General features: G+C 33.7%; 9 protein-coding genes. 8 read left to right on the top strand and 1 reads right to left on the bottom strand.

The features are described from left to right. Nucleotides 1-10 precede the first annotated feature (10 nt). The 8 genes from QZU81_RS06805 (at nucleotide 11) to hisB (ending at nucleotide 22,976) form a co-directional block, all read left to right on the top strand. Nucleotides 11-7,264 (top strand): Ig-like domain repeat protein, encoded by a 7,254-nt coding sequence (locus tag QZU81_RS06805; RefSeq protein WP_295590613.1) that lies wholly within the window; start codon nucleotides 11-13, stop codon nucleotides 7,262-7,264. Between the two features lie 203 nt (nucleotides 7,265-7,467). Beyond that, nucleotides 7,468-14,943: a DUF3344 domain-containing protein gene (locus QZU81_RS06810; RefSeq protein ID WP_295590616.1), complete on the top strand. Its 7,476-nt coding sequence runs from the start codon at nucleotides 7,468-7,470 to the stop codon at nucleotides 14,941-14,943. Between the two features lie 233 nt (nucleotides 14,944-15,176). Further along, nucleotides 15,177-19,064, top strand: a complete 3,888-nt coding sequence (locus QZU81_RS06815; RefSeq protein WP_295590619.1) for a DUF3344 domain-containing protein — start codon at nucleotides 15,177-15,179, stop codon at nucleotides 19,062-19,064. Nucleotides 19,065-19,132: 68 nt separating this feature from the next. After that, nucleotides 19,133-19,723: a flavodoxin family protein gene (locus QZU81_RS06820; protein ID WP_295590622.1), complete on the top strand. Its 591-nt coding sequence runs from the start codon at nucleotides 19,133-19,135 to the stop codon at nucleotides 19,721-19,723. A 45-nt stretch (nucleotides 19,724-19,768) separates the two neighbouring features. Beyond that, nucleotides 19,769-21,328, top strand: coding sequence for a flippase (locus QZU81_RS06825; RefSeq protein WP_295590624.1), 1,560 nt, complete (start codon nucleotides 19,769-19,771; stop codon nucleotides 21,326-21,328). 120 nt (nucleotides 21,329-21,448) lie between these two features. Next, nucleotides 21,449-22,141, top strand: a complete 693-nt coding sequence (locus QZU81_RS06830) for a winged helix-turn-helix domain-containing protein (RefSeq protein WP_295590627.1) — start codon at nucleotides 21,449-21,451, stop codon at nucleotides 22,139-22,141. Nucleotides 22,142-22,157: 16 nt separating this feature from the next. Further along, nucleotides 22,158-22,358: a 4Fe-4S binding protein gene (locus QZU81_RS06835; protein ID WP_292852332.1), complete on the top strand. Its 201-nt coding sequence runs from the start codon at nucleotides 22,158-22,160 to the stop codon at nucleotides 22,356-22,358. A gap of 39 nt (nucleotides 22,359-22,397) precedes the next feature. Further along, complete coding sequence (gene hisB / locus QZU81_RS06840; RefSeq protein ID WP_292852329.1) at nucleotides 22,398-22,976, top strand: imidazoleglycerol-phosphate dehydratase HisB; 579 nt, start codon at nucleotides 22,398-22,400, stop codon at nucleotides 22,974-22,976. A gap of 139 nt (nucleotides 22,977-23,115) precedes the next feature. Here hisB and QZU81_RS06845 read toward each other — a convergent pair. Beyond that, nucleotides 23,116-23,275 (bottom strand): F420-dependent methylenetetrahydromethanopterin dehydrogenase (locus QZU81_RS06845; RefSeq protein ID WP_295590630.1); only part of this gene is annotated, 160 nt, incomplete at its 5' end.

The following is a 23,275-nucleotide window of genomic DNA, read 5'->3' on the forward strand; positions in this document are numbered from 1 at the left end:
GTGTGGAATCATGAAAAATAAGTTTAAGCTTTTATTTTTTGCAATTTTCATTTTTACTTTATTATTATCAGTATCCAATGTTTGTGCATCTGATTTGGATAATTCAACAATTGGATTGATGGATAATGAAAATGATTTAAGCCATATTGAAAATTCTCATGATTTAGAGGAATTACAAGCTACTAATTCAGATTCATCAAATGGGGTGTCATCCAAGGAAGTTTATGTGGATTATAATCGTGGAAATGATGACAATTCTGGAAGTGATTGGAATAATGCTTTCAAAACAATAGAAAAGTCTTTAGAATCTGTAGAAGATGACGGCGTAATTCATGTCGCTGAAGGAGTCACCTATTTAAGTGACTCCACTGGTGCTGAAGGTATTAATATTAATCAAAAGGTTTCTATTATCGGTCAAAATGTTAATTCGATTATTTCAGGGAATAATAATAAGAGAATATTTAGCATTGGTTTAAATGCGGAAGTATTTATTTCTAATTTAACTTTAACTGATGGTTATTCAAGTGATGGTGGAGCCATATATATTGAAAGCGGCAGTGCCACATCCTATGGGAAATTGACAATGTCAAATTCAGTTATATCTAATTGTTACGCAACTTCTCGTGGAGGTGCGATTTCTTCAAACATGGGTTCAATTTCCGATATCAATAATGTTACTTTTGTAAATGACAGAAGCGTTTCAAATGGAGGAGCTATTTCTATTCAACAAAAAGGTTCCTTATCAAACATCAATGACTGTAAATTCATCAATAATTCTGCAAGCAATCGTGGTGGAGCAATTTATTTAGGAACTGGTTCTACATGTTCAATTGGTGATAATAATCTATTTGAAAGAAATAAGGCATTAGACAGATATGGTTATGGAGGAGCGATTCACGGCGCAAATGGAATTTCCTTGGGTACTGGCAACATTTTTGTAAATAATTTTGCAGAAAAAGGAGGAAGTGCATTATCTGCTTTAAACAGTAAGGATATCACTGGTTCTTTTTGCTTTTTTATAAATAACACTGCAGCTGACTCTTCAATAATTTATGGTAGCAAGGTTGCAGTTACTTTTGAAAATTGTTATTGGGGAAGCAATACTCCACTTTTCAGTGATTTTGTCTATAATCAAAATGCATGGGCTCCTGAAAATTATTTGGTGCTGTCCATTTTAGCCAATGACAGTGTCATCAGCGGTAATCAAATTCCAATTGTTGTGGATTTATCCAAAAATCAAAACAATCAAAATGTTGATTTAAGTAATCTTCCAAAAGATATTTCCATAGTATTTAGTGCAGTTAATGGAGATTTTGATATTTCAAGCCCTAAATTTTTAAATGGAATTGCAACAGCAAATTATATTGCAAAAAATGCGGGCAATGACACTATAACCGTTGATATTCATGGTGCTGTTTCCACATTAGGCATTAATGTCCTGGCAAAAAGAGGGACTGTTTTTGTTAATTACACTGGCGGTCTTGATTCTAATGACGGTGCTGGATGGTCTAGTGCCGTAAAGACCATTTCACATGCATTAAGCATTGTCGGTGATGACAATCCTATTTATGTGGCTAGCGGTGTTAATTATCTTGATGATGCTGATGTTAACGGTTTGCTGATTTCTAAAGATACTTCCATTATTGGTGTTGGGGATAATGTAATCCTTGATGCGAAAAATATAGGCAGAATATTTTATATTGACGGATTCGCCCTTAGTTTATCTAATTTAATATTTGCCAATGCGAATGTTTCAAATGCCAATGATCAGCGCGGTGGTGTAATATGGGCAAACAATTCAATTTTAAACGTTGATAACTGCAAGTTCATTAATAACACTGCCGGAAATGCCAACAGCTATGGTGGAGCTATTAACTTAAAATATTCAATAGCAGACATTAGCCAATCCAGTTTTGAAAATAATGCTGCATGGTATGCCGGTGGTGCAATCAATGCCGAAATCACTAATGTTTTATTAAATATATCTCATTCAGTGTTTACTAACAATAAAATTTTAAATAATGGCTGGTCAACCGGTGCGGCAATCTGTTCTTATAATACAGTTAATATTTTCAATTCAGTCTTTTACAATAATACCTTAACAGATAAAACAAGAAAAGGAAAATCAGTCAATCAATATAGGGATGGCAGTTTAACAATTAAAAACTCTGTTTTGCTTGATGGTGATTCATCTGTTCATGTTGCAAACATTTCAACAGCTTCACTGGAAGATAACTGGTGGGGAAATAATAATTCAAATAAGGACATAAGCCCTACATTAAGTTATACAAATGGAAATGTTAATTCATATAGAATATTGAAAACTTCCCTTAATCAGGAAATTGTCCATGTTGGGGATTTAGTTACTGTTGCCACTTCTCTAAACCGTAATCAGAATGGTGATGTTTTAGGCGATTTGCCTGATTTGCCAATTGTTGTTGATGCGGCCTTGGGCACTGTTATTCCTAACGTAACAAGTATTAGCAATGAATTATCTTCAATTTATAATGCAACAGTTTCCGGAGAAGAGGTAATTACAGTAGATGTTTTAGGTATTAATAATGAGATGTCCTTCTTTGTTAAAAAGGCAATGCCTAAAATATCTATCAGTGATGTAATCACTCCTTGGTCTTTAGGTGTTTATCCTGGTGTAATTAATTACTTTGATATCAAATTAACAAATAATGAAAATGCCCGAATAGACAACATAACTATAGAATTACTTTCTAATGAATCCGATGAACAATTGGGTAGTTATGTGGGAGCGCTTGATAAGGGGTCTTCAACCATATCAATAATTGATCATACTATTCGTGAAATAAATGAAAAGTCAATATGGCCTGGAGCTCAGGATAATAATCTAATCAAATTCATTATAAACGTGAAATATGATGGGGAAATAATTTCCTCTTTTAGTGCTGATAAAATACTTGCTTACAATGGATACTTTAATAAAACATATGTGTATGGTGGCCATGATAATGTTATTAACAGGAATTATACAATTAATGGGGATATTATTGTATCTACACAAGATGTAAGTGTATATGGAGACCAATTTACCCTGTTTAGAAATGAAACTTGGAATATTGAAACTCCTGATGATGCCGAAATCGTCAAAGTGTTATTATACTTTAATTACAATTGGGATACATCTTTCTTCCCGGATGGTTGGACACTAGAATTCAATGGCCATAATATCCTTGAAGAGTATATGTCTCATGAAATTGATAGGGGCAATCTTGGAATATGGGGTGCATATAACTATGGTCTTTTGGTATTCGATGTGACAGATTATTATAATGTTAATGCAAATAATAGTTTCATAATTAATAAAACCAAATATTGCGCTTTATATCCTTCTACTTTATATGTATTGTATAATTTAACTGAAAGCGACAATATTAAAGATGTTTACTTCAGCGACATTTGTGATGTATTTTACCCATTATATAATCCAGATGGATATGATGATTTACTTAAATTTGTCGTGAATTTCAATAATATAGATTTAACTAATTTACATCAAGCTAATTGGTACGTATTCACCGGATCAAGCAGTCTTAACAATAAGTTAAGTTTCAATAATATGACAATTTCAAATCCTTTTGTTAATTACAGTCCTAATGATTGTCGCCCAGTTGTATATAACGTAACAAATTTAATTAACCAGAACAATGAGGTCTGGTTTATTTCCACTCCTGAATCATCAACTACGGTTGCTTATGAGCAGGTTTTGGTAGTTGAAAGGGGAATAAATACAACCATTGAGCTTGATTTTAATAATTTGACTTTATTAATCGGTTCTAATGTCACTATTAGTCCTATTGTCACTCCTGTGAGGGCGAATGTAACCTATATCTGTAATGATACAACAGTTGCAACAATTGATGAAAATGGTATGATAACTGCAATAAAATCTGGAAAAGCATTGATTACAGTTATTGCTGGAGATGGCGTAAAATATCCTATCAATAGCACTAACTTTACTTTAACAGTTAGTAAGATTGATTCTTCAATCGCCGTTGATGTCAACGATATTAATGTAGGCGAAGTAGCCGGGTTTGTGATTTCTGGTTTGCCTAGTGATGCAACTGGCAATGTAACAGTTATTGTTGGAGGCAAATCTAATTCGGCTGTTGTTTCCAATGGTGAATGCATAGTTGAAATTTCTGGCCTGAAAGAAGGAAACTATCAGGCATCCATATCCTATTCAGGAGATGTGAAATATAATCCTATTTCAGATTCAAAAAATATTGCTGTATTCAAAAACAATCCTCATATGAACGTTAGTACTAATAACATTAAATATGGTGATATCGCAACATTTGAGGTAATTCTTCCTTCTGATGCAACCGGTACTGTAACCGTCAATGTTGGAAGCAAATCAGCTAATAAAACCATTAAAAATGGCAAAGCTACAGTTGAAATCGAAGGATTAACAAAAGGAGATTATTATTACAATATCACTTATTCCGGGGATGACAAATATGTTTCCGCCACTCAATCTAACATGATTTCTGTCGGAAAGACTGAAACAACTTTCGCAGTCGATTCAGTCAATGACATTAATGTCGATGATTCCATTAACTTTGTGATTTCTGGATTGCCAACCGATGCTTCTGGAAAGATTACCGTTACTGTCAACAACGGTCAATTAAATTCATCTAATGTGGTGGATGGCAAAGCATTTATTAGCATTAAAATGTCTGTTGAAGGTTCATTCTATGCAAAGGTAAGCTATTCGAATGATGAAAAGTATATGGCTAATGCAGTGGACGTAACATTCAATGTAAATAAAATCAGTGCCGGAATTGGTGTTAATGTATCTGATATTAATGTTGGTGATTCTGCTAACTTTGTTGTTTATGGTTTGCCTAGTGATGCTACGGGCAATGTAACTGTGAGTGTTGATGGCAAATCCCAATCTGCAAGGTGTTCTAACGGTAAGGCCACTATTAGTGTTGTTGGCTTGGCATTTGGTTCTAAAACTGCCACAGTATTTTACACTGGTGACTATAAGTATAATTCTGTTGAAGTTTCAAAGCAGTTTTCTGTAAATAAGGTTAATCCTTCTGTTTCAGTTGCAGCTCCAGCTATTGATTATGGTTCTGATGCTGTTGTTACTGTCACTGTACCATCTGATGCCTCTGGCGAAGTGACAATCACTGTTGACGGCAATGATTATGTTGGAACTATTGAAGATTCTAAAGTTACATTTGCAGTTTCAGGTTTAACTGCTGGAACTAAAGTATTGGATGTCAAATATGGTGGTGATGGTAAGTATAATGAAAAATCTATTAGTTATTCATTTGAGGTAAATAAGGTTAGTGCAGCATTATCAGTTGATGCTCCTGCAGTCGATTATGGATATAATTCTGTTGTAACAGTTAATTTACCGTCTGATGCTACTGGTATGGTTACTGTTACTGTGAACGGCAAGTATTATAATGCTACCGTTAAAAATGCTATGGCTAGCGTTTCTGTTGGTAAGTTAAATGCCGGTTCTCACGATGTAGCTATAGTCTATAACGGCGATTCCAATTATGTCAAAACAAATGTTTCAGATTCAATAACCGTTAATAAGATTGTTCCGGCAATGACAGTTGCTGTCGGTGATATTAATGTGGATGAATCTGCAGTATTCAATGTCACTTTACCGGATGATGCTAATGGTAGAATTACAGTTTCTATTAATGGCGGTAAATCCACTTCTACTAATGTAGTGAATGGTAAAGTTGATATTAGCATTAAAATGTCTGCTGAAGGTTCATACACTGCAAAAGTAATTTATTCTGATGATGAAAATTATATTGATGATGAATTAAATGTAACCTTTAATGTGAATAAAATCAAAACAACCATACACGTAACAGTAAATAACATCAGCGTTGGTGAATCTGCAGTTATTGTAGTCTTTGGTTTGCCTTCAGATGCTGCAGGTGAGGTTACTGTAACTGTTGATGGCGAATCCTATTCAACTAATGTTTCTAATGGTAACGCTATCGCTAATGTTTCTGGTTTGTCCGGTGGTTCTAAGGATGCTGTTGTTATCTATTATGGTGATGAAAAATATCTTTCAAGCACTGTTAATAAAACTTTTGTTGTGAGTAAGATTGTCCCATCAATGTCAGTTTCAGCGGATAACAATATTAGTGTTGGTGATGTTGCGGAGTTTGGTGTAGTGTTGCCTTCTGATGCTTCTGGTTCTGTTACTATTTCTGTGGATGGCAATTCTGTTTCAGGTGATGTTTCTAAGGGTCATGTATATATTAATATCTCTGATTTGACTGAAGGTTTTAAGGAGGCCGTTGTTAGTTACTCTGGTGATGAAAAATATGTGAATGCTACTTCTTCTGTTTATATTGAGGTAAATGCTAAATTTGAACCAATAACTCCTAGCTTAAATGTCACACTGCCGTCTGAAGTCAGTGTTGGTGATACTCCTGCTGTTAAAGTAAGTTTGCCTATTGATGCTAAAGGCAATGTAACAATAAAACTTGACGGTAATGAAATTTCAGATCTTCCATTAGACAATGGTACTATTAGCGTGCCGTTATCTAATTTGAGTGTAGGAAACCATACTGTAGAAATAATATATTCAGGCGATGAAAAATATTTGTCTGAATCTTCTATTGAATCTATTACTGTTAAGAAAAAGGCCACTCATATTAAGGTTGTTGCATCTTTCACTCGCTTGGCAACTGATTACTTTGCAGGCGAAAGGGGTGCAAACTACAAAGGTTACTTATTGGATGAGAATAACAAGCCTGTTGTTAATAGGATAGTAAAAATCACTGTAAACGGTGTCACTTATAAGGTAGAAACAAATAAAAATGGTGTATTTTATTTGCGAATCAATTTAAATACTGCAAAGGTATACCCAATGAAAGTCACCTTCAATGGTGATGATGTGTATCTTAAGGCCCCGGTTGCCAAAACAAAGTTAACAGTGATTAAGAAATCAACTTCAATAAAAGCCTCCAATAAGGTGTTTAAAGCTAAAACCAAAAATAAAAAAATTAAAATTACCTTAAAAACTGTTAAAAACAAATACAATGGTAAGACTTACCTCAAAAAAGGTAAGAAAATAACCTTAAGGGTTAATGGTAAGACTTATACTGCAAAAACAAATGCTAAAGGTGTAGCGAAATTTTCCATAAAATTGAAGAAAAAAGGCAATTTTAGAGCACTAATCAAGTTTAAAGGAGATAAAACCTACAAGGCATGCAGCAAAAAAATCATGATTAAAATAAAGAGATAATTTCTCTTTTTTCTATCTTTTTTACAAAATTATGCAATTGTATAATAAATTTGTCAATATATTAAATTATAGTAATACTTTTTTACTTTTTTTTAATTATTTAGTAATAATTTAGTTAAATTTATTAATACTCTATTTATATATTTATTATTATAACTAAACTTAGTTATTTTAATATTATTTATTTATAAGGAGGTTAATTTTTGATACACAAGAAATTGATTCCATTGTTGGTATTGATGTTTGTATTGGTACTTTCTATTTCCGCAGTATCTGCTTATGACGGCGATAATAGCACTGTATCGGTTGCAGATGAAAGTACTGAAATATTGGATACCAATATTGATGATGGAAGTTTAGAAGTGAATGATGATGATGCGTTGAGCTATCCTAGTTCATCAAGTGATTCATGGATAAAATTTGATGAAGATGATATCACTATCAATGAAGGGGATAGTTATACAATTCATGGTGAATTATATACTGGAAATTCTAAAAATAGTGAAGCTAATTTTCCTGTAGAGTGTCAACTTGATAATAGGAGAATTTCAACTTTATGGTTAAATAATGGGAAACTTGATTTGGATATTTCATCTTTGAATCTCGCTCCAAGTGATTCAAAGTATAAAGTAACATTCATTGCTGAAGACTCTTTTGAATATGTTATCGAATTTTTAGAGATGGGCAATCCAGAAATGGCCAACTCATATGTTTTGATTAAAGTCAATGATAATGCACCTCTTCAAAATGGTGTTGTCCATGCTTCTGTAACATCCAATAATGCCGGTGTGCCTAATGCTAATGTAGTGCTATCAGCAGTAGGTAGTGAAGCCATATATTCTGGTGTTGCTGACAGGCAGGGTGTTTGTGATATTCAAGATGTTCCTTATGGTGATTATACAGTTACTGTAACTGCCAACGGTTATGAAAAACTCACCAGTACTGTAAGTGTAAATGATGAAGAAACAAATTTAGGATTGACTCTTATACAGACACCTCCAGTGGATTCTATGTATTTATCCGAAACTGGTGTTGTTTCCGGTGCCGCTACCTTAATTAGTGTCAACCCTTGGACTACAAATGGCGCTCTCCAATACACTCTTCCAAGTGATATAAAACGTATTAAGTCTGCTATTGTTATTGTGAACTCTTATTCTGGCAGTGGTAACTCCAATAATTATGCATTGCATTCAGATGTCACCTTAACAACTACTGCAACCACAACATTAGGTTCTGAGGATTTATATTATTATGGCATTCAAACAAATGACCCTGTAGTTTATGTCATTAATGACCACACAACTAAACAGTACTCTGATTATCAGTATGTTTATAATATAACTGATACTGTTGCTGCTTTAAATGCTGGAAGTTCTCTAACTATTAATGTTGCAAATTCCAAATTTGGAAATTATGGTTTTGATGGTAGAATTAAGATGATTACTTTGTTCTTGGCTTATGATGATGACGATAATGATAAATTAACCTACTGGTTGGAAATTGGCCAGTCTTGGACTAATGCTTTAGGTAGTGAATTCATTCCTACTAGCTCTTATGACGGTGAGGGTTATTATAATCTTACTTTGGAGACTATTGCATTGTCTAGTTATCTTGCCGAAGAATATACTTTGTATGGAGAAGAGTTAAATGATCCTACCATAATTCTTGATGGGTCTTATTATAAGCATATCTGTTGGAATAGTGAGGACAATTTTTTGACTGATTACTACATGGAAGGTGACGATGCTGAATTTACTTTCGGTGCTAGCCAAGAAGGCTGGGGATCTTATAAAACAAATATCTTATTATTCAAAGCTTTTGAAGAAGAGCCAACCGGTGATGTTTATATTACTGTATATTCAGGCAGTAATAGGATAAATAATGCTAATGTTGTGTTATCTACAGCTAATGGTGAAACTACTTATTCCACCACTACTGACGATTTGGGCTACTGCGCTTTTGATGATATTCCTTATGGAGAATATACTGTTACAATAACTGCAAATGGATATCAGGACTTTACTGATACTATTACTTTAGATGACTTTGAGATTTTTAGAGAATTTGAATTAACAGTCGAGGACCAACCTGAAGTTAGTACTGTTCATGCTTCTGTAATCTGTAATAATATTGAATATGTGGCTAATGCTAATGTAGTGTTAACTTCTAATAGTGGAGTTACTTACACTGGCACTACAGATAATGAAGGTGTTTGTGATATTCAAGATGTTCCTTATGGTGATTATACTGTTACTGTAACTGCAACAGGCTATAAACAACTTACAAGCACTGTTACTGTAGAAAATGAAGAAACTGATTTAACATTAGCTCTTAAAGAGGATATTCCTTCAACTGTTAATGCAATGTATTTATTTGACACTGGAGTTGTTTCCGGTGATGCTAAGATAATTGCTGTTAGTCCATGGGCTACCAGCGGAAGTCTTCAATATGCTCTTCCAGAGGATGTAACAAATGTTAAGTCTGCTATTGTTGTTGTGAATTCTTACTCCGGTAGTGGTAATTCTAACGGTTATGGATTGCATTCCGATGTTACATTAACAACTGATTCCACAATAACTTTAGGTTCTGAGGATTTAACTTACACCGGTAATCAAGCAAGCGACCCTACAGTTTATACCATTAATGGCCATACCACCAAACAGTATTCTGATTATCACTATTATTATGACATTACTGATATTGTCTCTGCTTTAAATGCTGGAAGTTCTCTTACAATCAATGTAGCTAATTCAAAACATCCTAATTTAAGAGAATTCGATGGTAGAATTAAAATGATTGCTTTGTTCTTGGCTTATGATGATGGAGACAATGACAATATAACCTACTGGTTAGATGTTGGTCAACATTGGACAACAGGTACTGACTCAGATACTATCAATACCCGTTCATACGATGGTCCTATAGATAACCTTACTTTACAAAACATCGCATTGTCCAGTACTCAAGCTAAAGATTTCAAATTGAATAATAATCTCATAGGCAATCCTACAGTAACTCAATCAGGTTCCTTCTTTATTAATGGCTATTGGAATTCTGAAAATAGTGCTATAAGCGATTACTTCAGACAAGGTTCAAACACACAATTCGGTTATACCAATAACGGAGGTTCTTATAAAAACGTTGTTATTTTATTAACTGCAACAGAAAAAGAAGTAATTCTTCCGGATATTGCTGTTAACACATTGACCACCCCATGGAGCGAAGGTATCTTTGCAGGTGTTGACAATAATTTAACTATTAAAATAAATAATAATGAAAATGATGCTGTGGAAAATGTTGTTGTTGAAGTTGTAAGCAGTGAAGGAGATACCGTAATTGCAACCGAAACAATTGATTCATTATCTGCTGGAACAACAACCTTGATTATAAATGACCCTAGCATCAGAGATATCACATCTGAGACAGTATTTAACCAATATAACAACAATCTTGTTACATATACTGTTAATGTAAAATATGGCGACATTGTAATAGATTCAAAAACATACACTAAAAAAGTCGCATATGACGGTTATTTAAATAAAACCTACGCATACGAAGGTCATGATAATCAAGTTAACAGGAAATATACCATTACTGGTGATGTTATCATAGCTTCACAAGACCTAAGCAAATATGCAGACCAATTTACTAGGTCCAGAACTGAAACTTGGGATATTTCTCTTCCTGAAGGTGCCGAATTAGTTAATGCTTTCCTTTACTTTAACTATAATTGGGATACCTCTCATTTCCCAGACGGCTGGACTTTAACTTTCAATGATGCTGAAATAACCAATGATTATATGTCCTTTGAAACCGATCAAGGAAACCTAGGTTATTATGGATCTTATCAATATGGTTTAGTTGTATTTGACGTAAGTGCTTACTTTATTGACGGTGAAAACACATTTGAAATTGCTAAAACAGGCAATTGCGCATTATATCCATCCACCTTAATGGTTTTATATGATTTGCCTGGCAGTACTCAAACTAAAGATGTTTACTTCACTGATATCTGTGATGTCCTATATGGATATTACAATGAAGGCTATTCCGGAAAAACAAATGTATTTGTTCCATATGAGGATATTGATTTGACTGATATGGCAGATGCAACATGGTATGTATTTGCAGGTTCAGCAAGCGGAAATCTTGATGGAGACTTATCATTCAATGGTAAGGAATTCAATAGGATATGGAGCAGTTATTCCAGTGATAACACTTGTTTTGCATATGCTGCTGATGTAAGTGATGTTATTAGCGAAGATAATGAAGCATGGTATTTAACAAATCCTAAAGCAATGACAACAGTTGTTGTTTATGAACAAGTATTGGTTGTTACTCATGAAAAACCAGTTCCTGGTGCTGAAATTGCTTTAACTTCAGAGTACACTAGTGTTCCTTCTATTTATGCTGGTGTTGTTAATAATTTAACTTTAAAAGTTACCAATAACGGTGTTGCTGATAGTGAGGATGTTCTTGTTAATGTATTCATTGGTGATGAGTTAATTGGTAGTCAAACCATTGCTGATTACGTTGTTGGCGAGACCTATACCTTGAATATTGTTGATTCAACTATCAGGCCTATTACTGAAAATACCATAATCGGTAACAATAACGAAAATGTAGTCTACACTGTTGTTGTTGAAGATGCTAACGGTCCAATTAACAGTGATGATTTCTCATTCGTCGTTGTTTACGATGGTAATTTAGGTAAGGATTATGCTTATCCTGGTGCTAATCCGACTTTAAGAGAATACTCCTTTGTTGGTGATGTCATCATTGCAAATGGAAATACATATAGTGCTGGTGCTAAGACTAACAGAACCGATGTTTTATCAGTCGATTTAGCAAACGGCGAAGTTAAAGAAGCATTATTATATATCTCATATAATTGGGATAAAATTGCAGACGGAGACTTCAATACCTGGAATGCTGTATTCAATAATCAAGTAATTGCCCCTATTGCAAGTTACCGTGATCAAGGCAACTTAGGCAGATATGGTACTTACGGATACGGATTAGTTGTTTACAACGTCACTGCCTTCGTCACTGACGGCGAAAATACTTTTACTTTGAATAAAACTAGTGGAAATGCTGCTGTTTATCCAACTTCATTGATTGTTTTAGTTGAAAATCCTGCTATCGGCATTGAAAATAGTGTTTATATTGTAGAAGAGGCTGATTTATTATCTAAATCTTACAATAAAAACTTAGATGCAATCTATTCCACTGCATTTGACACTGTTGATGGCGATGCTACTTTGTACGTATTTGCTGCTGGTGCTCAAGCAGGTGAAGGTGACTTAGTGATTAATGGAGATGTTGCTTCTAATGTTTGGTCAGGTACTAGTGAAACTTTCGATATGTATGAGGCCAGTGTTGAAGCTGGCAGCATTGCTGTTGATTTCGTTTCAACCGGTTCCACTATTTTAGCATTACATCAAATGGTTCTAGTTCAAAATGCATTGCCTGGTGCTGAAATTACTTTAACTTCTGAATACACTAGTGTTCCTTCTATTTATGCTGGTGTTGTCAATAATTTAACCTTAAAAGTTACCAATAATGGTATTGCTGATAGTGAGGATGTTCTTGTTAATGTATTCATTGGTGATGAGTTAGTTGGTAGTGAGACTATTGCTGATTATGCTGTTGGTGAGACTTACACCTTGAACATTGTTGATTCTACTATTAGACCTGTTACCGAGAATACTGTTGTTGGTAACAATAATGAGAATGTTGTTTACACTGTTGTTGTTGAGGATGCTAATGGTCCTATTAATAGTGGTGATTTCTCATTTGTTGTTGTTTATAATGGTAATTTAGGTAAAGACTTTGAGTATCCTGCTGCTGATCCTACTGTAAGGGAGTACAGTTTTGTTGGTGATGTTATTGTTTTAACTGCTGATGGTTATTCTAAAGGTGCGGCTACTAATAGAACTGATGTTTTCGCTGTTGCTTTAGATGGTAATGTTAAAGAGGCCTTATTGTATGTTTCATATAATTGGGATAAAATTGCCGGTGGCGACTTTAATACTTGGAATACTACTTTCAATGGTCAAGTAATTGCTCCTATTGCTAGTTATCGTGATCAAGGTAACTTAGGTAGATATGGTGCTTATGGTTACGGTTTAGTTGTTTATAATGTGACTAGTCTTGTTGCTGATGGTGACAACAGTTTCGCATTCAATAAGACAAGCGGTAATGCTGCTGTATATCCAAGTTCATTAATTGTTTTAGTTGATAATCCTGCTAGTTCTACTATTAACTCTGTTTACATTGTTGAAGAGGCTGATTTGTTATCTAAAACTTATAATAAGAATTTAGATGCTGTTTACAGTACTGCATTTGACACTGTTGATGGCGATGCTACTTTGTATGTATTTGCTGCTGGTGCTCAAGCAGGTGAAGGTGACTTAGTGATTAATGGTGATACTGTATCTGATGTTTGGTCTGGTACTAGTGAAACTTTCGACATGTTTGAAACCAGTGTTGATGCTGGTGATATTGCTGTTGATTTCGTTTCAACCGGTTCTACTATTTTAGCATTACATCAAATGGTAGTAGTTCAAAACACAAAAGTGTCAACTAATCTTGATGCTGATAATCTTGTCATGAATTATAAAGACGGTAGTGCTTGGACTGTTACTTTAACTGATGAGAATGGTAATGCTATTTCTAACGCTGTTGTTAAAATTGGTATTGTTGGTAAAGTTTATAATCGTGTGACTGACGCTGATGGTGTTGCAAGCTTACCTATCAACTTAAACCCTGGAACTTATGATATTTCTGCTACCTTCGATGGAACTAATGATTATGGACCTGCATCTGTTGATGCTACTGTAACTGTCAATAAAGCTGTTCCTGTTTTAACTGCTGATAATCTTGTTATGAGTTATAAAGATGGTAGTGGCTGGACTGTTACTTTAACAGGTATTGAGGGTGTTGCAATCCCTAATGTCAATGTTAACATTGGTATTCTAGGTAAAGTTTATACTATCAAAACCAATGATGAAGGTATTGCTATTTTACCAATTAACTTAGCTTCAGGCACCTATGAAATCAATGCAACATTCAGCGGTAACAAATATTACACTGATGCATTTGTTGAAGCTACTGTAACTGTCAACAAGGCTGTCCCTGTCTTAACTGCTGATGACCTTGTCATGTCCTATAAAGACGGATCAGTCTACAGCGTCACATTAACCGATGCCAACGGCAATGCTCTTGCAAACACCTATGTAAAAATAACCATCGGTACAACTACTTATAATCGTAAGACTGATGAAAACGGTGTTGCAAACTTGCCAATCAACTTACCTTTAGGCCAATACGATGTGACCGCTAAATTCGATGGTGACAGCAAATATGACAGTGTTGAAATAACCAACAAAATTACTGTAAACAAACCTCAAATGTCTATTGTTGCTGAAGACGTCAACATGTTCTACAAAGACGGAACAAGCTATGATGTTCAATTGACTGACGGTGAAGGTAATCCTGTTGCTATGGCTGGTGAAATAATCAAAATCACCATCAACGGCAAAACTTATGACCGCAAAACCAACTCTGAAGGTATTGCGACCCTACCAATTAACTTGATGGCAGGAACTTACACAATCACTGCAGAATACGACGGAAACACAATAAGCAATACAGTAACCGTAAATAAAGCATAAAAAATAGTTTAAATGGGCTTATTAATTTAAGCCTAATTTCTTTTATTTTTTTAATTCAACCAGATATTTTAATAATATTGACAAAATCTTATTTTTTTGATTTGCCAATGCAAAATATTTATATTCATATGCTCCAATATAAATATTAATTATTAAATTTATTTAAAAAAGTATTACTCATTTGGTAAGTTTTGTAATACTTTTAATAAACAATTTTTAATTAAGTGATTTTCATGATGAATAAAAAAATATTACTGGTTTCATGTTTAATATTCATGATGTTTGTAGGTGTGGGTGTTGTATCTGCAGAAGATGTTAACTCTACTTCTTTAGACATCGAATCAACTTATGATAACCAAGATTTTCCTGATGAAAGTTTGTCTTATTCTGATCAAGAGATTATGGGTGAGATAACTAGTGATGATATAGATACCGTTGAGTCAGGTACTGTTTCTGGAGGTGTTGACATTGTTGCTAAGCATCCATGGGCGCCTTCTGATGCAAAAAATGGTAATCATGGTGATTTAGATTACACTATTCCTTCAAAAGCAACGGATATTAAATTTGCGCATGTTTATGTTAATATTTATTCAGGTACTGCACAACCTAGTTATGGTTCCATTGCCGATATATCAATTAAAACCGATAATGGATATCTTAACAGCACTGAATCACTATGGATAAATAGTGGAACAACAAATGGGGTCATTTATCCGGTTAATGATCATATTAATAAATGTTATTCCGATTATATGATTTTTTACGATATTACAGATTTGGTACGGGGTTTAAATGGTACTTCTATTAACATTAATGTTGCATCTTTGCCGATGGAAGGAAAAAGTTTTGACGGAAGAATTAAATTAATTTCATTGATTTTGGCTTATGATGATGGCGATTCGGATAGTATTGATTATTGGGTTAATGTAGGCCAGGCCTGGACAGATGAAAAAACTTATACTCATTTTAATTGCGATGATGTGGATATCGATTCCAAGACTAAAATTACCATAACCAACATAGGACTTTCAAGTAATGATGCATTTTATGAAATTAATGGGGACCCGTTATTTTTTAATGAAGAAGAGGATGAATATTTCAGCGGTCCATATTATCAATATCATAAATGGGATATAACCGATTATTATGCTCCAGATACTGAACTTGCATTCACTGCAAGTAAAGATGGTTGGGGATCTTTTAAGGAAGTTATGTCTGTCTTAATAATTAATCATAATTTTTCTGATGATGATGACTTGGATAATGCTACTAATATTGATTTTAAAACAGAATATTCCAATGATATCAAACCTACAATATGTATTTTTGCAGGAACCACTAATACTGTAACAACTAAGATATCCACAAAAAATAAGGGAGATTATGTTGTTGATTTGTTAGCAGATGGTGTTGTTGTGGATGAAAAAAAAGTCTCTATTTCTAAAAAGGTCACTACCATTTCTTTAACAGACCCTACAATTCGTCCGGTTACTGCAAATTCAGTCTATGGAAATAAAAATGATAAAGTCAACTATACCGTTAGAATTTTGTCAAATGGTAAGACCATAAACTCTTCATCTCATCTGATACCTGTTTTATATAATGGTTATTTAGGTAAGGATTTGGCATATCCTTGTGAAGAATATGAATTGTTCTTCAATGAGGCTATTACGGGCGATATTGTAATTGATGTTAAGGATGAAAGTTCCTATTTGGAAAGAATCGACTTAAAAAGAACTGATGTTTGGAATGTTAATTTGCCTAAAGATTCTAATTTTGTAAAGGCATACGTTTATGTACCTTACAATTATTTTATTCCAAATTATCTCAATAAGATTCCTGAAGACAAAAACATGTTTGATGTCAAATTTAATGGGGGCATTCCTCTTCCAGTTGGATTCTATAGGGATCAGAATAATTTCCAAACAGAAACCGATGATGCTAATTATGGTTATGGGTTGTTGGTTTATGATGTAACAAATTTAATAAAAACTGGAGAAAATACATTTGTTTTGAATAAGAAAGATGAATATCCTGCAGTTTATCCAAGCACTTTAATTTACATGTATAATACTACTCCAAGTTCTAAAATTAAAGAGGTATATATTTCAAATGGTGTTGATTTGCTTGGAAATATTTATAATTTAGCAAATAGGAATGTTGCATCTAATGTTGGTGTTGATTTAAATCCTGATTTGGTTGAAGATGCAAAATTATATGTTTTTGCTGCCGGTGCTGAAAAAAATGAAGGTGATATTTCATTTAATACTATTTTAAATTCAAATGTTTGGGATGGAACATTACATACAACAGACCTTTATTCATTAGATATTAAAGATAAAATAAGGCATAATAATTCAATTTCATTCATTTCAACCAATTCTACAATTCAAGCATTGCAACAAATCATTGTTATTTCTAAAAATATACAAACAGCCGTTTCTAATATTGACAGTGAATATGGCAATTTGGTTTTTGCAGGCATTGAAAATAATATAAATCTAAATATTTCCAATACTAGAAGTGGAAAATTCACTGTGAATTTGTTAGCTAATGGAATATGTGTCAATTCTACGGAAATCACTTTAAATAGGAATTCAATCTCTTTAATGTTAAAAGATTCTACTATTCGTCCGGTAACTAAAAATTCAGTATATGGGAAAACTAATGATAAAGTGAATTATACAGCCGTAATTTTGTCAAACGGCAAAATTGTAGACTCATCTTCTTATGTTCTACCTGTTTTGTACAACGGTTATTTAGGTAAGGATTTAGCATATCCTCATGAAGAAGATGCATTGTTCTTCAATGGAACTATTACCGGTGATATTGTCATTGACACTAAAGAGAATTACTTGCCGATTCCAACCCTCAAAAGAACTGATATTTGGAATGTTAATTTGCCTAAAAATTCTAACTTTGTAAAAGCATTTATTTATGTTCCATATTATTTCTTTAATCCTTCTTTAGGAGTAAATGAAGGTAAAAACATGTTTTCAACAATGTTTAATGGGGTAAAAGTAACTCCAATCGGATTTTATAGGGATCAATCCAATTATGGTGCTGATGAGGACTATGGTTATGGACTTTTGGTTTACGATGTTTCTGATTTAATTAAGAAAGGGGACAACACATTTAGTTTAGATAAAACTAAAGCAACTACTAATGTATGCCCAAGCACTTTAATTTATTTGTTCAATACAACAGGAAGTTCCGTTAGAAAAAATGTTTATATTTCCAATGGCGCAGATTTGCTTTCTTCAGATGAAATCAGTGCATTAAAACAAGTTAAGTCAGATTCATTAATTAATGTTGATTTAAATAATGTAAATGATGCAACTTTGTATGTTTTCGCAACTAATGCCCAAAAGGGTGAAGGCAACATCATATTCAATGGAAAGAAATTTGCAGATGTTTGGAATGGTAAAACTTTAACCAGTGAAGTTTACTCCGTAAATGTTAAAGATAAGATAAAAGCCACAAATTCAATTTCTTTTGTTTCAACCGCTTCCACTATTTTATCATTACAGAAAATATTAGTGACTTCAATGCCAAAGATTACAACAAGCATCTCTGCAAATAATGTAAATATGGCTTATTTAAGTGGAAAACAGCTGATTGTAACTTTAAAAGATAATAAAGGCAATGTTTTATCAAAAAAGAATGTTTCAATTAAATTAAATGGAAAAACATATGACAGAACTACTGATTCCAATGGTAAAGCAAAATTAACCATTTCATTAGCTCCTAAAACCTATTCTGCATCAATAACATTTGCAGGCGATGGGATGTATGTTGGTTCAACTTCAAAGGTTAACGTCGTTGTTAAAAAAGCGACACCAAAGATAGTTGCATCTAAAAAGACATTCAAGGTTAAAACAAAGACTAAGAAGTATACAATTACTTTTAAGACCAATACCGGAAAGCCAATGAAGAAGGTTAAGGTTACTTTAAAAGTTAAAGGTAAGACCTATAAGGCAACCACTACCGCTAAGGGTAAAGCCACTTTTAAAATAACAAAATTGACCAAAAAAGGAAAGTTCACTGCCACTATTAGATATTCAGGAAACAAAAATTACAAGGCAGTTTCAAAATCTGTTAAAATTACCGTTAAAAAATAGAGACACAATCTCTATTTTCCTTTATTTTTTCTAAAAATATTTTAATAATTATATTCTAAACTATTTTTATGAAAGTTTTTGGTATTTGTGCTAGTCCGCGAAACAACACTACGGAATATGTCCTTTCAAAAGCGCTTGCTAAGTTGGATGAAAATGGATTCGACACGGAAATTTTCACTTGTATGGGCAAAGACATCAAACCTTGCATGCATTGTGACTATTGCCTTGAACATAAGGAATGCATAATCAATGATGATATGCAGGAAGTCTATGATGGTCTTTTGAATGCTGATGGAATTATTTTGGCCACTCCGATTCAAAGCGGGGGAATCAGCAGCAACATGGCGGCTATCATGGATCGAACCAGAGCTTTGGAGGCAGTTGACTATAATATTTTAAGAGGCAAGATTGGAATGAGCATTGCGGTCGGGGGAGACCGCACAGGCGGACAGGATTTCGCGCATCTGAAAAATGTAACATATTTTATGATACATGGAATCATTCCGGTAAGTGGAGGGCCTTTCGGTTCTAATTTGGGCGCTTCTTTTTGGTCAAATGATTCATTGGAAGATATTAAAAATGATTCATATGGAATGGAATCATTAAACAGGACTTTGGTCGAATTTGAAAATTTCTTAAATAAGTATATATTTAAATAGTATCATATGTTTATATTAGTTATAGTTAATTTTTAAGGTTATATCATGGCAAATAAGTTAATACGTGGCAGTTTGATTATATTGGTTGGTAATATTATTTTCCGTATTGGAGGATATCTCTACCGATTTTTAATGGCTATTCTTTTAGGTCCTACTGCGTATGGTATTTTGGGTATTACTTTGCCGTTTCAGGGAATTTTCCAGACATTATCAGCGGGTGGGCTTCCTCCTGCAATAGCAAAATATGTTGCAGAGTATGAAGCCGTTGATGAAAAGGACATGGCCAGACAAACGATTTATACGGCCTTGAAGATTATGGTATTTTTAGGTCTGTTCTTCGGAGCCTTGATGATATTTGTTGTGGCTCCATATCTGGCTTATGATTATTTAGAAAAACCTGTTACCCTGATTCCATTGCAGATTATTGGTCTGATTACTCCTTTCAGTGTAATTGTAGGTGCATTTAGAGGTGCATTTCAGGGAGTATATAAGATGGAATATATCGTATATACCCGTGCCGTGGAACAGCTTGGTATGATCTTATTTGCGACAGTTTTCGTTTTAATCGGATTTTCAGTAATTGGTGCATTATGGGGTACTGTTTTAGGATATTCCCTATCTGTTGTTGCTGCCTTTTATCTTTTTAAATATCGTCTGGGCGATTTAATTCCAAAACCTAGTGAAGATTTTGTTTTTACCAGACGAGATGAGTTAAAATTGTCCGGAACTTTAGTTAAATTTTCCATTCCGGTTATCATCACAGCTATTGCTGAAATGCTTATTTATAACATTTGTACTATTGTAATGGGTAGATTTTTAACATTGGATGAGATAGGCTTTTTTGCGGCTGCAGATCCTATTGCAAGATTGCCTTTAATCATTTCCGTTTCTATCGCAACCACGATTTTGCCGGCTTCATCCGAAGCATTCAAGCTTAAGGACATTAACATGCTTCAGAAGTATGTGTCAGATGCATATAAGTTCTCATTGCTGTTCGTTGTTCCGATGTGTGTGGGACTGGCATTGTTTGCGGCACCTACCTTAAGGGTGCTTTACTTTAAAAATCCAGCTTATGTTGCAGGAGCAATTGCATTGTCAATATTATCATTAGGTATGACCTTTTATTCCATATTTGCTATTTCAACCAGTATTATTCAAGGAATAGGAAATCCAAGGATTCCGATGTACATATTGGTTGGGGGTTCAATAGTAACAGGATCCCTCAATTGGTATTTGGTTCCATTTTTAGGAATTGCTGGTGGAGCATTGGCTACAAGCATTGCCTGCTTTTTGATGATGGTCCCTTGTGTTTATATGGTATTCAGATTGACAAAAACCAAGGCGCCTACAAAGGCTATAGTTAAAATATTGTTGGCTTCCGCAATCATGGGCGTATTTGCGTATTTCATTCCAAAATCCACTGTTTGGCTATTCCCTGGAATATTTGCATGTATGATTGTCTATTTCTTTGCTTTGATTTTAGTCAAATTCTTCCAGAAAGATGATATTGAAAGTCTAAGGAATTTTTCAGCTAAATTTGGTCCATTGTCCAAAATGGTAAATAAGATGTTAAATCTTGTTGAAAAACTCGAATTTAGAGATTAATTTTTTCGATATGAAAATATCAATTGAAAATATTTTCGATTTTCATCATATCAAATCAAATAGAAAAGTTATTTAATAATAAAACCGATAAATATACTATTATAATTCGGGGGATTTATAATGGCTGATGTAAAAGCAGGTGTTGAATATAAAATAAATGTTGATGGAAATTCTTTTCTTTTGGATAGTAAAAAATATCAACTTTTACAATCAATCTTGGATACTGGTTCACTTACTGCAGCCGCAAAGGAGATTAAGGTTTCATATAGGACTGCATTGAACTACATTGAAAAAATGGAATCAACATTGAATGTTAAAATTGTGAGCACTACAAAAGGTGGGAAAGGTGGAGGTGGAGGAACTTCACTAACTGATGAAGGATACTCTATCTTGAAAGAATGTAAAAAGATTAATGCAATTATGGAACTTCATAAGGACGTTAATGAAATTGAAGCCGAAGTCGTTGACATTAATGAAGTTAAAGGCGTAATGACCATTAAAATGAATCAATTTGAGATTAATGCTCCATTAAATAGGAAATATGTTGTTGGAGATAAGATACTCGCTTTAATTAGTTATGATAACATCTTTTTAATGTTGGAACCTCAAACTTCAAGCATCCGTAATATTTTAAAGGGTCAAATCGTTGAAATGAAACTTCAAAACGAGATCATTCGGGTGAAAATTGATGTTGGCGGTGTTGTCTTATGCAGTGACATCACAGTTTCTGCGGAAAAAGAATTAAATCTTAATATTGGTAAAGAAATATATATAGGATTTAAGGCAATGTCTGTTGCAACATTGAAATTATGATTTTGAGGGGATATTTATGTTACAAATTTTAGTCGATGAGGATAAATGTATTGGTTGTGGAAATTGTTATGATATTTGTCCGAAAGCAGCTAAAATTTGGAAAGTAGGTCGTGTTGCACATATATTAGATTTAAGATATTGTCATGTTTGTACATTATGTGCAATGGAATGCCCTACAGACTGCATTAAAATCATACGTCCAGGTGAAGAGGCATAAATGCTTTGACGTTAAATTAATTATTTTATAGGTTAGATTATGACTAGAAATGCAAATGTTTCAAGAAAGACATCTGAAACTGATATCAATATAAAAATGGATCTTGATGGAATTGGCGAATATAACATTTCAACCGGAGTAAATTTCTTCAATCACATGTTGGAATCATTTTCAAAACACAGTATGGTTGATTTGGATGTTCAGGCAACCGGAGATATTGAAATTGATGACCACCACACAATAGAGGATATTGGAATCTTGCTGGGTGAAGCATTCGATGAAGCCATTGGCGATAAGAAAGGAATCAAGAGAATGGCTCACGCGATTGTACCGATGGACGATTCCGTTGCAACAGTTGCTATTGATATTAGCGGTCGCAGCTATTGCAATATGAATCTTGATTTTAAAAATGAAAAAATTGGAGACATGACTTCTGATGTTGTAATTCATTTCTTCGAATCTTTTGCTTCAAGTGCTAAGGTAAATATTTACGGCACTGTTGAAGGAGCAAATGACCATCACAAAGCTGAAGCTGTTTTTAAGGCATTTGCTAAATCTATAAAAGAAGCAGTTAAAGTTGAACATGATCAGATTCCTTCTACAAAAGGAGTATTATAGCTAATTTACTTAGCTATCTTTTTTTTAATTTTTTTAAAACAAGGGTAATTCTTTTTTTTAAATAGCCGCATAGCTATCATGTTTTAATTTTTGTAAAAATAGTAAAAAAAATAAAAAAATGAAGTAGCAGGAATGCTACTTATTGTGGTTTTGAGATTAATTCTGTTTTACAACCTGGGTTTCCTTCTTTCATGTGAGGAGTTCTTAAAACAGTATCATTTGCTTTTTCGATTTCTCTTGCTTCTTGTGCTAATTTAGCAGCACATGCAGCAATTTCGTGAGCAGCAGCTACTAATGGG

Source organism: uncultured Methanobrevibacter sp. (assembly GCF_902770715.1).
Classification (GTDB): domain Archaea; phylum Methanobacteriota; class Methanobacteria; order Methanobacteriales; family Methanobacteriaceae; genus Methanocatella.